Annotated in this window: 14 protein-coding genes; 9 read left to right on the forward strand and 5 right to left on the reverse strand. The window is 43.3% G+C overall.

All coding sequences use genetic code 11. The annotated features are described in order from the left end of the window. Positions 1 to 9: 9 nt before the first annotated feature. Together C9J42_RS18360 and C9J42_RS18365 are read right to left on the reverse strand one after the other, a co-directional pair. The gene (locus tag C9J42_RS18360; protein WP_107208069.1) at positions 10 to 669 is read right to left on the reverse strand and encodes a hemolysin III family protein; all 660 of its coding nucleotides are present in this window, start codon (positions 667 to 669) and stop codon (positions 10 to 12) included. A 174-nt stretch (positions 670 to 843) separates the two neighbouring features. Continuing rightward, a complete protein-coding gene (locus tag C9J42_RS18365; protein ID WP_107208070.1) occupies positions 844 to 1,524 on the reverse strand; it encodes a FadR/GntR family transcriptional regulator in 681 nt (226 codons plus the stop codon). Positions 1,525 to 1,870: 346 nt separating this feature from the next. Between C9J42_RS18365 and C9J42_RS18370 the strand changes: the two genes are divergently transcribed. The 4 genes from C9J42_RS18370 to C9J42_RS18385 all read left to right on the forward strand — a co-directional run bounded on the left by C9J42_RS18370 (position 1,871) and on the right by C9J42_RS18385 (position 4,474). Beyond that, the gene (locus C9J42_RS18370; protein WP_107208071.1) at positions 1,871 to 2,071 is read left to right on the forward strand and encodes a hypothetical protein; all 201 of its coding nucleotides are present in this window, start codon (positions 1,871 to 1,873) and stop codon (positions 2,069 to 2,071) included. 174 nt (positions 2,072 to 2,245) lie between these two features. Next, positions 2,246 to 2,512, forward strand: coding sequence for a YihD family protein (locus tag C9J42_RS18375; RefSeq protein WP_005372361.1), 267 nt, complete (start codon positions 2,246 to 2,248; stop codon positions 2,510 to 2,512). 298 nt (positions 2,513 to 2,810) lie between these two features. Beyond that, the gene (locus C9J42_RS18380; protein ID WP_107208072.1) at positions 2,811 to 3,797 is read left to right on the forward strand and encodes a serine/threonine protein kinase; all 987 of its coding nucleotides are present in this window, start codon (positions 2,811 to 2,813) and stop codon (positions 3,795 to 3,797) included. Positions 3,798 to 3,871: 74 nt separating this feature from the next. After that, on the forward strand, positions 3,872 to 4,474 hold the full coding sequence (locus C9J42_RS18385; protein WP_107208073.1) for a thiol:disulfide interchange protein DsbA/DsbL: 603 nt from the start codon (positions 3,872 to 3,874) through the stop codon (positions 4,472 to 4,474). Positions 4,475 to 4,539: 65 nt separating this feature from the next. Here the strand turns inward: C9J42_RS18385 and C9J42_RS18390 are convergent, their stop codons facing one another. Then, entirely contained in the window at positions 4,540 to 6,066 is a 1,527-nt protein-coding gene (locus C9J42_RS18390; RefSeq protein WP_107287974.1) for a YifB family Mg chelatase-like AAA ATPase, read from the reverse strand. A 390-nt stretch (positions 6,067 to 6,456) separates the two neighbouring features. Between C9J42_RS18390 and ilvG the strand changes: the two genes are divergently transcribed. The 5 genes from ilvG to ilvA all read left to right on the forward strand — a co-directional run bounded on the left by ilvG (position 6,457) and on the right by ilvA (position 12,785). After that, positions 6,457 to 8,103, forward strand: coding sequence for an acetolactate synthase 2 catalytic subunit (gene ilvG, locus C9J42_RS18395; RefSeq protein ID WP_107287975.1), 1,647 nt, complete (start codon positions 6,457 to 6,459; stop codon positions 8,101 to 8,103). Continuing rightward, positions 8,103 to 8,351: an acetolactate synthase 2 small subunit gene (gene ilvM / locus C9J42_RS18400; protein ID WP_005372349.1), complete on the forward strand. Its 249-nt coding sequence runs from the start codon at positions 8,103 to 8,105 to the stop codon at positions 8,349 to 8,351. Before ilvG ends, ilvM begins: the two co-directional genes overlap by 1 nt. A 20-nt stretch (positions 8,352 to 8,371) precedes the next feature. Then, positions 8,372 to 9,304: a branched-chain-amino-acid transaminase gene (gene ilvE / locus C9J42_RS18405; protein ID WP_107287976.1), complete on the forward strand. Its 933-nt coding sequence runs from the start codon at positions 8,372 to 8,374 to the stop codon at positions 9,302 to 9,304. Between the two features lie 80 nt (positions 9,305 to 9,384). Continuing rightward, positions 9,385 to 11,226: a dihydroxy-acid dehydratase gene (gene ilvD / locus C9J42_RS18410; RefSeq protein ID WP_105061266.1), complete on the forward strand. Its 1,842-nt coding sequence runs from the start codon at positions 9,385 to 9,387 to the stop codon at positions 11,224 to 11,226. Positions 11,227 to 11,231: 5 nt separating this feature from the next. After that, positions 11,232 to 12,785, forward strand: coding sequence for a threonine ammonia-lyase, biosynthetic (gene ilvA / locus C9J42_RS18415; RefSeq protein ID WP_107287977.1), 1,554 nt, complete (start codon positions 11,232 to 11,234; stop codon positions 12,783 to 12,785). A gap of 60 nt (positions 12,786 to 12,845) precedes the next feature. Here the strand turns inward: ilvA and C9J42_RS18420 are convergent, their stop codons facing one another. Both C9J42_RS18420 and C9J42_RS18425 read right to left on the reverse strand, forming a co-directional pair. After that, positions 12,846 to 13,238: a helix-turn-helix transcriptional regulator gene (locus tag C9J42_RS18420; RefSeq protein WP_107208078.1), complete on the reverse strand. Its 393-nt coding sequence runs from the start codon at positions 13,236 to 13,238 to the stop codon at positions 12,846 to 12,848. Positions 13,239 to 13,406: 168 nt separating this feature from the next. Further along, entirely contained in the window at positions 13,407 to 13,784 is a 378-nt protein-coding gene (locus C9J42_RS18425) for a helix-turn-helix transcriptional regulator (protein ID WP_107208079.1), read from the reverse strand. Positions 13,785 to 13,854: the final 70 nt, after the last annotated feature.

Here is a 13,854-nt window from a genome sequence, read left to right on the forward strand (position 1 = left end):
CGCGATGAACTACACAGGTTTGACGTAGAAATAAATCGCACAAAAGTGGCAAATAGAACCACCTAATACAAATAAATGCCAAATTGCATGGTTATACGGAATACGTTTATTGACGTAGAAAATCACCCCAAGTGAATAAATCACACCGCCTAAAGCAAGTAACACTAAACCACCCGTCGATAAAATAAGTGCTAATTGATAAATCATAATTAGCGATAACCAACCCATGGTTAAATAAGTGATCAGTGATAATTTCTCAAATCGATAAACAAATGCAATTTTGGCAATAATACCGATAATCGCCAGTCCCCAAATCACGCTCATCAAACCAATGGCTAATGGCGTCCGCAGAGAAATCAATAAAAAAGGCGTATAAGTACCAGCAATAAGAAGATAAATCGCACAATGATCGAACGTTTTTAACGCACGTTTCGCTTTAGGTGATGAAACCGAATGGTAAAGGGTAGAGGCTAAATAGAGCAATATCATGCTCACCGCATACACGGTATAGCTGATAAGACTTAACGTGTCAGCATTAACAGAGAATGCTTTCTCAAGTAATAAATACAACCCAAGCAAGCCAAATAACAGCCCGATCCCATGGCTTATACTGTTCGCTACTTCCTCTGCAACAGAATACCCTTGTTCTGTTGCCACCGATTTGTTCATCACTCAACCACCTCACGCTAACATGACATTATTCTACTATAACCACACCACTCAGCTTACACTTGTAAGCTGAAAATAAGCAAGTCAGGATTCGTGATATTTATAATAATGAGATAAAAACATACGTAATAAAAACGGAGCGCTCGTGATAAATAAGCAATACTCCGTTAGTTATTATTTTTGTAGTAGTGATAAGGTGGCTTGTCGAGCAGCATCTGGATCGCGAGCAATAATGCCATCAACGATTTGTTGGTGAGCATCAAGTTTTAAAATACGTTCACGCGTAACAACACGGAAGTAGTTTTCAAATACCGCTTTAAACAAGTTACCAAACGGACTAATAAAATGATTTCCAGAGGAAAAATAAATCAGTTGATGGAAACGTGTGTCGACTTCAATCCAATGTTCTTGATCGAAGTTATCGCCCATTTCATGCATTTCAGCCAACAGCTTTTGTAGCTCTTTACGCTCCTCATCTGTTGCGTGAATAGCTGCTAATGCTGCCGCTTCTGGCTCTAACATTAAACGCGCTTGTTGATATTCCTCTAATAATTCAGAATCGGCATCAAAATCTAACCAAGCCAGTAAATCTTGATCAAGATAGTTCCAATTCTTTTTCGGCATCACGCGTGTACCAATACGTGGCCGAGGCAACACCATTCCTTTGGCAGCCAACATTTTGATTGCCTCACGAACAGCTGTACGGCTTACACCATACATGTCACCTAATTCGACTTCACCCGGTAAAATATCACCAGGCGCTGTTTCTCCCGCCAAAATACGGCGGCCTATAGACTCAGCTAATCGATAAGATAAATTTCGGTTGGCAACAATGCGTTGCTGCTCTTGCTCCATACATCCTCTCCAAAGGCTTCTTTTATAATATGGTTATTCCATAAAATATGTGCAGTGTAATACACACATCGTATTACAACATAAACGGATCTGAATACGCCAAGCGAAAGCACTTTTACTATTCTTTTTTTACGGCATGCTTAATCAACCATCTTAATGCTTCAATCTTAGCATTTTAGCGGCTACTTTTTACTCGACTTTTAAAATTGCTATTGTTATTCTCAGCGCAAACTAATTAACAACCAAGCGATATACTGATGGATGGGGTAAACCCAGTAGGGAATTTTCCCTTCAGCGATCAGCTTGCTAACTTCCGGCCATGGATGAGCCTGACAACAGGTGATTTATGCGACCAGCATCTCCCGTCAGGTATGTAAGTACCCCTCGTAGCCCTTCACGCCTTCGTGCAACGGCTCATGCTCCACATTTTAAAACGAAACAGACAGCCGTTGTTGAGATTTCATTGACGAATAACGATATAAAACTAAAGCGTGATGAGTTAGAGACTCAAATACAGTCATTAATCGCCAAGCAAAATATCGCGTAATGATAATAAAGCGATTGAGATAAAGCAGCTTCGGCTGCTTTTTTTACTTCGTTTTGTCATTACAACACCGCACAACAGATTGTAACCCCGTGTGCTTTGTTATAATTTACCCCTATTAAAACTATGACAATTTGCTCGTAATAACGATCACTCAGCCTCAACTACGGAGTCACTATGAAAACGCATCGCGTCAATGAGCTCATCGAACTGCTTCATCCTGAATGGCAAAAAGATCCTGATCTAAATTTAGTGGAGTTTTTATTAAAGCTGGCTGAAGAAGCAAAGTATAACGGCCCATTAGAGTCACTCACTGATGATGTACTGATTTATCATTTGAAGATGCGTAACAGTGATAAAGACGCCATGATCCCTGGGCTTGCAAAAGATTGTGAAGATGATTTCAAAACCGCTATCTTACGCGCTCGCGGTATTATTAAATAATCTCACTATTATTTAACGTTAAAAGCCAGTGAATATTCACTGGCTTTTTTGTGCCCAAACCACCAGTTTAAGCACTGATTTTAGGCTGAACCATCGCCTTGCGTTACAATTATGTTATTAACAAAGCGTGATACATATTAATGGTTAACACTCAGCGCCGACACTCGATTTATTCGTCGTCTTCGCTAAACTAATGACAACACATGTTCGCTAGGGCGGGAGAGATCTACCCCTGAATTCTCGTTATCTCAAGATTAAGGTAAACTGCAGCCTTAATTTCCATCTTTAAGGCTGTTTCATGGAAAAAAACGATTTTTGTTTTTCGAATCTCACACCTGATTTGCTACTTGATGCCTTAGATAGCATTGATGTTCGTGCAGAATCAGGATTACTGGCTCTCAATAGTTATGAAAATCGGGTCTACCAGTTTAAAGCAGAAGATGGCGCACGTTATGTCACCAAGTTCTATCGCTCAGAACGTTGGAGTGATGAGCAAATTGAAGAAGAGCACCAATTTACACAAGAATTGGCTGACAATGAAATTCCTGTTGCCGCACCTCTAAATATCAATGGGAAAACACTACATACCTTTAATGGTCATCGTTTTGCTTTATTTCCAAGTGTCGGCGGTCGACAATTTGAAGTCGATAATTTTGACCAATTAGAATGGGTCGGTCGCTATTTAGGTCGCATTCATCTCGTGGGGCAACGCCAGCCTTTTCAACACCGTCCAACCATGGGTCTGGATGAATACGTCTATCAGCCTCGAAAATTATTAGAGCACAGTCAGTTTATACCCGATCATCTTAAGAATGTTTTTTTTGCCGATCTTGATCTACTGATTAAAAACCTTGAACAGCATTGGTCGTCTGATTGGCAAGCGATTCGTCTTCATGGTGACTGTCACCCAGGTAATATTTTATGGCGTGATGGCCCAATGTTTGTCGATCTTGATGATGCCCGTAATGGTCCTGCTGTCCAAGATTTATGGATGCTATTAAACGGTGAGCGCGCCGATCAACTAGCCCAACTGGATACGTTACTTGAAGCTTATGGTGAATTTGCAGATTTTGATCAACGTCAATTGCAACTAATCGAGCCTTTACGCGGTCTTAGAATGGTGCATTATATGGCATGGTTAGCAAAACGATGGCAAGATCCTGCATTTCCCCGTGCATTCCCTTGGTTTGCTGATGCAAAATACTGGGAAGGGCAAGTTCTTGCATTCAAAGAACAAATTGCCTCGCTGCATGATGCACCATTACAACTCATGCCACAGTGGTAAACACAAAAACGTATTAACATAAAAATTCAGGTTATATTTATAACCGTGATAAGGATAATCAGGGAGTTATATCAATGTTCAAGAAGTTACTCACGCTAGCTAGTGCAGCGTTACTATCATTTTCAGTGCACGCCGCAAAATTTACTGAAGGTGATTACTACAAAGTTCTCGATCTACCAAAATCTGAAACCCCCATTGTGACTGAGTACTTCTCTTTATACTGCCCGCATTGCTATCAGTTTGAACCTATGATCAAACAGCTAAAAACTAAATTGCCTGAAAATGTAAAGTTCCAAAAAAGGCATGTTTCATTTATGGGCGGCCCAATGGGTAAAGTAATGAGTAAAGCCTTCGCGACTTCTGTGGTATTAGGTGTTCAAGATAAAATGGTACCGGTGTTCTTTAACCGTATCCACACCATGAACAAGCCACCACGTAATGAAGAAGAAGTGCGTCAAATCTTCATTGATGAGGGAGTTCCTGCGGCTGAATTTGATGGTGCATATAATAGCTTTGCAGTAAATTCAATGGTAAGCCGTTCTGATAAAGCCTTTGAAGATGCAGGCCTAACCGGTGTGCCTGCTGTTGTGGTTAACAACAAGTACCTTGTACAAACAGGTAAAATCAAATCAGCGAACGAATACTTTGAGTTAGTAAACTACTTACTGAAAAAGTAATCTCATCTAAAAATAAAAAAGGGCTGTAATGCCCTTTTTTATTATCCAAATAACGACACTTTTTGTTATATAACTTGGCTATTAATCTGCTTAAGCAGCCTATCCATTGCGCGATAGCCTAACGCTTCCGCTAAGTGCCCTCTAGAGATATCAGGCTCTCCCGCCAAATCCGCTATCGTACGCGCCACTTTAATGATTCGATGATAAGCTCGTACCGATAAACCTAACTGATGAAGCGCATTTTCTAAAAATGCCGCATCAGCTTGCTGAAGTGGGCAATACTGCTCTAACTCTCGCGTCGATAACAGCGCATTCACCTTACCACTGCGAGTCAACATTAGCTGACGAGCATGATCGACCCGCGCTTTAATCGTTACTGTTGAATCACCTCGATCTCCCCCTTTAGTTAACGTTCCTCGGGGTAGAGCAGGGATCTCAATCGACATATCAAACCTATCAAGTAATGGGCCACTCAACCGACTTAAATAACGTAATATCGCCTGTGGGTTGGTACGTGTTTGGTTACCGTCATAATACCCAGAAGGGCTTGGGTTCAACGCACCGATCAATTGAAATCGCGCAGGAAACGTTGTTTTACTGGTCGCACGAGAAATCACAATATGACCTGACTCTAATGGCTCGCGTAAAGAATCTAAAACTTTACGTTCAAATTCAGGCATCTCGTCTAAAAATAAAAGCCCATTGTGCGCCAACGATATTTCTCCCGGTTTAGGTACCGAACCACCGCCCACTAATGCCGCCATAGAGCTCGAATGGTGTGGCGTACGAAAAGGCCTTTTTAACCAATTTCCTTGGTGTAAGGATTGTGGTGTGAGCGAGGTGACGGCCGCGGTTTCTAACGCTTCCTCATGACTCATCGGCGGCAGTAAATCACATAACCTTGATGCCAACATAGTTTTTCCCGTCCCCGGAGGACCGAGGAACAAAACATTATGACCGCCTGCGGCGGCTATTTCTAGCGCACGTTTCCCTTGTTGCTGCCCGATAATATCTTGCATATCTCGCTCTAAAGGAGCCGCTGTTTCTTTAAGCTGCTCACTAAAATTTAATGCTAATTGTTGTTGACCGCATAAATAGCCACAAACGGCTAATAGATTGGATGCTGATTTATGAACCTCTTTACCGACGAGAGCCACTTGATCGCCATTACTGTCAGGCACCACAAAGCAACGCTTCACCTTTAATGCAGCTAAAGCCGCAGGCAGTGCCCCCTTTACAGGTCGTAACTCTCCCGATAATGCTAATTCACCGATAAACTCATGCTCTGATAATTTATCTGTTGGGATCTGACCTGATGCCGCTAAAATACCTAACGCTATAGGTAAATCAAATCGCCCTCCTTCTTTAGGCAAATCAGCAGGGGCTAAGTTGACAGTGATACGTCGTGATGGGAACTCAAAATTCGCATTAATAATTGCACTTCGAACCCGATCTTTAGCCTCTTTTACCGTAGTTTCAGGTAGCCCTACTAATGTAAAACTTGGCAACCCATTACTTAAGTGGACTTCTACCGTTACAGGTGGAGCCTGCACTCCCACACAAGCTCGACTATGAACAATCGCAAGCGTCATGAACCATCACCTCACTGAGATAAAAAAACATTCGTTAATGAAATATTTATTTTTAGTTTCATAAGATGCCTGTAAATGCAGCTCGTTTGCTAAAAAAACCACAGTTTTTGCTTGTCATGCGATAGATGTCTGTGTTACCACTAACATATAGCAACAACTAGACAACAAAAGTTGGACAAATATACATGCGCTTAACAACATCCCTCGTACTCATTATTAAAGTCATTGTGGTGATTATGTCACCGCAGCGGGGATTTGCTGGCGCAAAGTAGCGCAAAGACGCAAACAAAAAGCCCCCGCACTGAGAAGTTCGGGGGCTTTTTTCAACAAATGGATTTGAGTAATCGTTATCATCTCAAATAGATCTCGCAAAGCAAGCAAGGAGCTGCGATGACAGGGGCAGAATTAGTCGTAAAAGCGCTGCATCAGCAGGGTATCAAAACCGTATTTGGTTACCCAGGCGGTGCCATCATGCCAATTTATGACGCGTTATATGATGGTGGAGTAGAGCATATCCTCTGCCGTCACGAACAAGGAGCAGCAATGGCTGCTATTGGTATGGCCCGATCCACCCAAGATGTCGCTGTCTGTATGGCAACATCAGGTCCAGGTGCCACAAACCTCGTCACTGGACTTGCTGACGCCTTTATGGATTCAGTCCCCCTAGTTGCGATTACTGGACAAGTTGCCAGCACCCATATTGGAACCGATGCCTTCCAAGAAATGGATGTGATTGGGATGTCTTTATCATGTACCAAACACAGCTATCTGGTCACCGATATCAATGAACTTGCACCAACCCTTGCTGAAGCATTCGTAGTCGCTAAAGCCGGTCGTCCGGGCCCTGTTATTGTCGATATAGCCAAAGATGTACAGCTTGCACAAGCGCCAACCGAATTACTCCCCCCAATTGAACCACCAGCGGTTCCAACGGTTAATAGTGAAGCTATCACTGCAGCGCAACAATTATTAGATCAAAGTCATCGTCCCGTAATGTATGTCGGTGGTGGGGTGCAAATTGCCCATGCAACCGATACGTTACGTCAATTTTTAAACCTTAATCCAATGCCTTCGGTCAGTACTTTAAAAGGCTTAGGGTCTATTGAACGCCATGATCCCCATTACCTTGGCATGCTTGGTATGCACGGCACAAAAGCAGCCAACCTAGTGGTACAAGAAGCGGATTTATTAATTGTGGTTGGCGCCCGATTTGATGATCGCGTAACCGGAAAATTGGATACCTTTGCGCCACACGCAAAAGTAATTCATATTGATATTGATGCGGCTGAATTTAGTAAATTACGTCATGCTGATGCGCCATTACGTGGCGATATTAATACTATTTTGCCTCAGTTAGAGCTGAGCCAAGATATCAGCCGTTGGCTCACTCACAGTGAACATATTCGTAAAATCGGTAAATGGCGCTATGACCATCCTAGCGAGCTGATTTACGCACCATTACTGCTTAAACAATTATCAGATATGATGCCTGATAGCAGCATGATATCGACTGATGTTGGTCAGCACCAAATGTGGGCTGCACAGCATATTCAACCTCGTGCGCCACAAAACTACATTACATCAGCCGGTCTTGGCACCATGGGTTTTGGCTTGCCAGCGGCAATGGGAGCCAGTGTTGCCCGTCCTGATGATCAATCTATTCTGATCTCTGGTGATGGCTCGTTTATGATGAATGTACAAGAATTGGGAACCTTAAAGCGCCGCAGTATTCCCGTCAAAATGGTACTTATCAATAACCAGCGCTTAGGTATGGTACGTCAATGGCAATCGCTGTTTTTTGATGGTCGCCACAGTGAAACCATCCTAGATGATAACCCTGATTTTGTGATGTTAGCTAAAGCGTTTAATATTCCGGGAAAAACCATTACTCGCAAAGAAGAAGTGGTTCCTGCACTGGAAGAAATGCTCGCCAGTAAAACCGCTTACTTACTGCATGTGCTAATTGATGAAGAACAAAATGTATGGCCACTGGTTCCACCGGGTGCTGCAAACCAAGATATGCTGGAGAACACCTAATGGAAAGATATTTACTCAACATTACCGCTAATGATAAGCCTGTATTACTTGAGCGAATTTTACGTGTGATCCGCCATCGAGGCTTCATCATAAAAAAAGTCGATGCAACACAAAATCATCACAGCAAGATAGCCAGAATCGAAATTATCGTCGATAGTACTCGTCCTATATCGACGCTTATCAACCAAATTGAAAAACTGTGGGACATCATCAGTGTAGAGACTTCCCCCCTGCAGTTACTGGATTAAATTTTAGAAAGGAATTCAACATGGCAAATACAGCAGATTACATTTGGTTTAACGGTGAAATAGTGCCTTGGGCTGATGCTAATGTTCACGTTTTAACCCACGCAATGCACTATGGTACTTCAGTATTTGAAGGGATCCGTTGCTACAACACGCCAAAAGGCCCAGCCGTTTTTCGTCATGAAGAACATATGGTACGGCTAAAAAATTCAGCAAAAATTTATCGCTTCCCAATCCCATACAGCTGCGATGAACTAATGGAAATTTGCCGTGAAACGATCCGAGTCAATAAACTCGATTCTGCTTACATTCGCCCATTGGGTTATGTGGGGAATGTTGGCCTAGGGGTTTGTCCTCCCGTTGATACAAAAATGGATTTGATTGTTGCCGCTTTCCCTTGGGGCTCTTACTTAGGTGAAGAAGCACTGGAAAATGGCGTTGATGCGATGATTTCTAGCTGGAATCGTGCCGCACCAAATACCATTCCAACGGCTGCAAAAGCAGGTGGTAACTACCTATCATCACTACTGGTTGGTAGCGAAGCACGTCGCCATGGTTACGCAGAAGGGATCGCATTAAGTGTTGATGGTTATCTATCAGAAGGCGCTGGCGAAAATATCTTTGTCATTCGTAACGGCATTCTTTCAACACCACCAACAACTAGCGCAATTTTACCCGGCATCACCCGTGACACGATTATGATCCTAGCTAAAGAACGGGGTTACGAAGTACGTGAAGAAAACATTGCTCGTGAAGCACTTTACCTTGCCGATGAAATCTTCATGACAGGGACAGCAGCTGAAATCGTACCGGTACGCAGTGTGGATCAAATTACCGTCGGTGAAGGTAAACGAGGCCCTATCACCAAAGAGCTGCAAGCCGCTTACTTCGGTCTGTTCAATGGTGAAACAGAAGATAAATGGGGCTGGTTAGATTACGTTTATCCACAAAAGTAATTGCCCTTCACAACCCAACCAATACATATCAAAACTGTCGCTAATGCATTAGCGACAGTGCTCAAAAAGGATTTTCTGTTATGCCTAAATACCGTTCTGCAACCACAACCCATGGCCGAAATATGGCTGGTGCTCGTGCGCTTTGGCGTGCCACTGGCGTCAAAGATGAAGATTTCGGTAAGCCGATTATTGCCGTTGTGAACTCGTTTACCCAATTTGTTCCCGGTCACGTCCACTTAAAAGATCTCGGTCAATTAGTCGCAAAGCAAATCGAAGAAGCGGGCGGTATTGCCAAAGAGTTTAATACCATTGCTGTTGATGACGGCATTGCGATGGGGCATGGCGGTATGCTGTATTCACTCCCATCACGTGAGCTTATTTCAGATTCTGTTGAGTACATGGTGAATGCCCACTGTGCCGATGCGATGGTATGTATCTCAAACTGTGACAAAATCACCCCTGGAATGTTAATGGCATCACTTCGCTTAAATATTCCGGTTATTTTTGTTTCTGGCGGACCAATGGAAGCCGGTAAAACCAAGCTTTCAGAGCAAGTGATCAAACTCGATTTGGTTGATGCAATGATCCAAGGTGCCGATCCTAAAGTGTCAGATGAACAAAGTGAGCAGATCGAACGTTCCGCCTGTCCTACCTGTGGTTCGTGCTCTGGTATGTTCACAGCGAACTCAATGAACTGTTTAACCGAAGCATTAGGTTTAAGCCAACCGGGTAACGGTTCGATGCTGGCAACACACGCAGATCGCGAGCAGCTATTTATTAATGCCGGTAAACGTATTGTGGCACTGACGAAGCGCTACTACGAGCAAGATGATGAATCAGCACTGCCACGTAACATTGCCAATAAGAAAGCCTTCGAAAATGCGATGGCATTAGATATTGCAATGGGGGGATCAACTAATACCGTTTTACACCTTTTAGCCGCAGCGCAAGAAGGTGAAATTGATTTCACCATGACCGATATTGATCGCATGTCTCGTATTGTTCCACACCTCTGTAAAGTTGCACCATCAACACCGAAATATCATATGGAAGATGTTCACCGAGCAGGTGGCGTTTACAGTATTTTAGGTGAACTGGATCGCGCAGGTCTCTTCCATAACGATTGTCACAATATTCTGGGTGAAACCTTTGCCGAAAGCTTCAAACACTACGATATTAAAGTAACGGATTCAGAAGAAATTAAAACGTTCTTCCGCGCAGGCCCTGCGGGTATCCGAACCACGCAAGCATTCTCGCAAGATTGCCGTTGGGAAACGCTTGACGATGATCGAGAAAATGGCTGTATTCGTAGTAAAGAGTTTGCCTTTAGCCAAGATGGCGGTCTTGCTGTACTGTCAGGCAATATGGCACTTGATGGCTGTATTGTTAAAACCGCAGGCGTTGATGAAAGTTGCTTAACCTTTACAGGTCCTGCCGTTGTGTTTGAAAGCCAAGATACCGCTGTTGAAGCGATTCTTGCAGGTAAAGTGAAAGCAGGCGATGTCGTGGTTATTCGTTATGAAGGACCTAAAGGTGGCCCTGGTATGCAAGAAATGTTGTACCCGACCACTTACCTTAAATCTATGGGTCTTGGCAAAGAATGTGCGTTGATCACTGACGGTCGATTCTCTGGCGGTACCAGTGGCCTATCTATTGGTCACGTTTCGCCTGAAGCAGCAAACGGTGGCACGATTGGCCTGATCGAAAATGGCGACATTATCGCCATTGATATTCCAAACCGTAGCATTGAGCTCAATGTCGATGATGCAACCCTCGCGGCACGTCGTGAAGCAACAAACCAACGCGGTTGGAAGCCTGTCGATCGTGAACGTCAGGTTTCTTTTGCCCTAAAAGCCTATGCCAACCTCGCCACCAGTGCAGATAAAGGCGCAGTGCGCGATAAGTCTAAACTAGAAGGATAATCATCATGAGCGAAGTGAAACAGGCCACGGATGAAGTGCTACTTAGCGGAGCCGACTATCTTCGCAATATCCTTCGAGCGCCAGTATATGAGGTGGCACAAGTCACCCCATTGCAAAATATGTCTCGTCTGAGCGCAAGGATTACAAATCAGATCCAACTAAAACGAGAAGATCGCCAGCCGGTTCACTCGTTTAAGTTACGTGGCGCTTATAACATGATGTCGCAGCTGACTGAGCCGCAAAAAGCGGCAGGAGTGATTGCAGCCTCTGCGGGTAATCATGCACAAGGTTTAGCCTTATCGAGCCAGCAACTCGGGGTTAAAGCCACGATTGTGATGCCACGTACGACACCTGATATCAAGGTGGATGCGGTACGTAGTTTTGGTGGTATTGTCGTGCTGCATGGCAGTAATTTTGATGAAGCTAAGGGCTATGCCGAACAATTAGCGCAACAACACGGCTATACCTTTATTCCGCCTTTCGATCACCCATCGGTGATCGCAGGACAAGGCACAATTGGTATTGAGTTGGTGCAACAAAATGGTCATCTTGATTGTGTTTTTGTACCGGTTGGTGGCGGTGGTTTGGCGGCAGGCGTTGCCGTTTTACTCAAACAGCTACTACCTGAAATTAAAGTGGTTGGGGTTGAGGCTGAAGATTCTGCCTGTTTAAAAGCAGCGCTTGATGCAGGCCAACCAGTCACATTAGATCAAGTCGGCATGTTTGCTGATGGTGTAGCTGTGAAACGTATTGGTAGTGAAACCTTCCGTTTATGTCAGCAATACCTTGATGATGTTATCACGGTCAGCAGTGATGAAATTTGCTCGGCGGTTAAAGATATCTTTGAAGATACCCGCGCGATTGCTGAACCTTCGGGGGCACTTTCTCTTGCTGGGCTAAAAAAATACGTCGAGCTGCATCAAATCCGCGACCAGCAACTTGCTGCGATTTTATCAGGCGCAAACTTGAATTTTCATGGTCTACGCTATGTTTCAGAACGTTGTGAGTTAGGTGAAAAACGTGAAGGGTTATTAGCCGTTACGATCCCTGAACGTCCTGGGGCTTTTCTTGATTTCTGCCATTTGATTGGGGGGAGAGCGGTAACCGAGTTTAACTACCGTTATAACGATGATGCGCTGGCCAATGTTTTTGTCGGTGTGCGTTTAATGCAAGGCCAAGAAGAACTTGATGGCATCATTAAAGATCTGCGAAAAGGCGGATATCCGGTGGTCGATTTATCTGATGACGAAATGGCGAAAGTCCATGTTCGTTATATGATTGGGGGTAGGCCATCAAAACCGCTTAAAGAACGTTTATATAGCTTTGAGTTCCCTGAATACCCAGGTGCACTTATTCGCTTTTTAAATACCCTTGGTTGTCATTGGAATATTAGCTTATTTAATTATCGTAATCATGGGGCAGATTATGGTCGTGTTTTATGTGGCTTTGAACTTGAAGACAAAGATTTGCTGTCATTTACTAGCCACTTACGCGAATTGGGCTATCAATGGAAAGACGAAACAGAAAATCCAGCCTATAAGTTTTTTCTTGCTCAGTAATGAATAGTCCCTAACAAAAAAGCAGCGTAATCGCTGCTTTTTTTATAACAATCAACATGATTAACGACTGTTTGAAACATATTCAAGGCAACAGGAAATCAAATTAATATTTTGTTCGATCATTTTTTGGCGTAAAGGAGAAGGTACCTGCGCATACATAACTGATAATCGATTGATATCACCATATTCAGGTGTACTGTCGTCTGAAATAAACCAATGCAAAGGACGCCCTGTTATCTTTGCTATATTCATTAGCATTAATATTCGAGGCTCTGTTTTCCCCGACTCTACATCAAGGTAAGTTTGACGAGCAACACCTAGCTGCTTAGCCATACTCACTTGAGTGACCCCTTTCCATTCTCTCGCTTCTCGAATCTTTTGTGCAATATGCGCTATTTCTGTTATTGCGTTATTAATCTCACGCTCAACACTATATTCACTCATCATCGACATTTATACCGCACTAAACCCATAAACTTTGTTTAAACTATTCTTCGCTAAAATAGATGTCTATGGGTGCTAGTACAAAAATGTGATACGCCATATTCACTGTCATCAAAGATAGACAATAAAAAGATCGAAATGAACAATTAAGTAGGCACCAAGGAAAATCGTTATTCGCTACTTATTTTTATGTGTTAAAGCACGGGTGTATTCCGCCATAAAACTCGCTAAGTTGATACATTGCTGCAAAATAACGTGGCGAGCAGAATGTGGCAAGTGACTAAAAAATTGCAATAAGCGATCAATTTCTTCCTTATACTCACTTTCTAAAATTTCAATCCCTTCATCACCATAAACAAACCAAGTTAATGGCCTCTCAGTGATCTCCGAGATCTCAGACAATAATCGTACTTTAGGCTCTGTTTTTCCGGTCTCTAGATCAAGATACGTTTGGCGAGCGACTTTCAACTGCTGGGCCATATGTACTTGGGTTAATCCTTTCCATTCACGAGCCTCCTTGATCCTAGCGGCAATCTTTGTCTTTGGCTCTGTCATACACCTTCTCCAATCAGATAGTGAAGAACGCTTCACTATTTGTTGCAGTGCAGATGATGAGCCAATTTTT

Source organism: Photobacterium sp. GB-56, assembly GCF_003026105.1.
Classification (GTDB): Bacteria; Pseudomonadota; Gammaproteobacteria; order Enterobacterales; family Vibrionaceae; genus Photobacterium.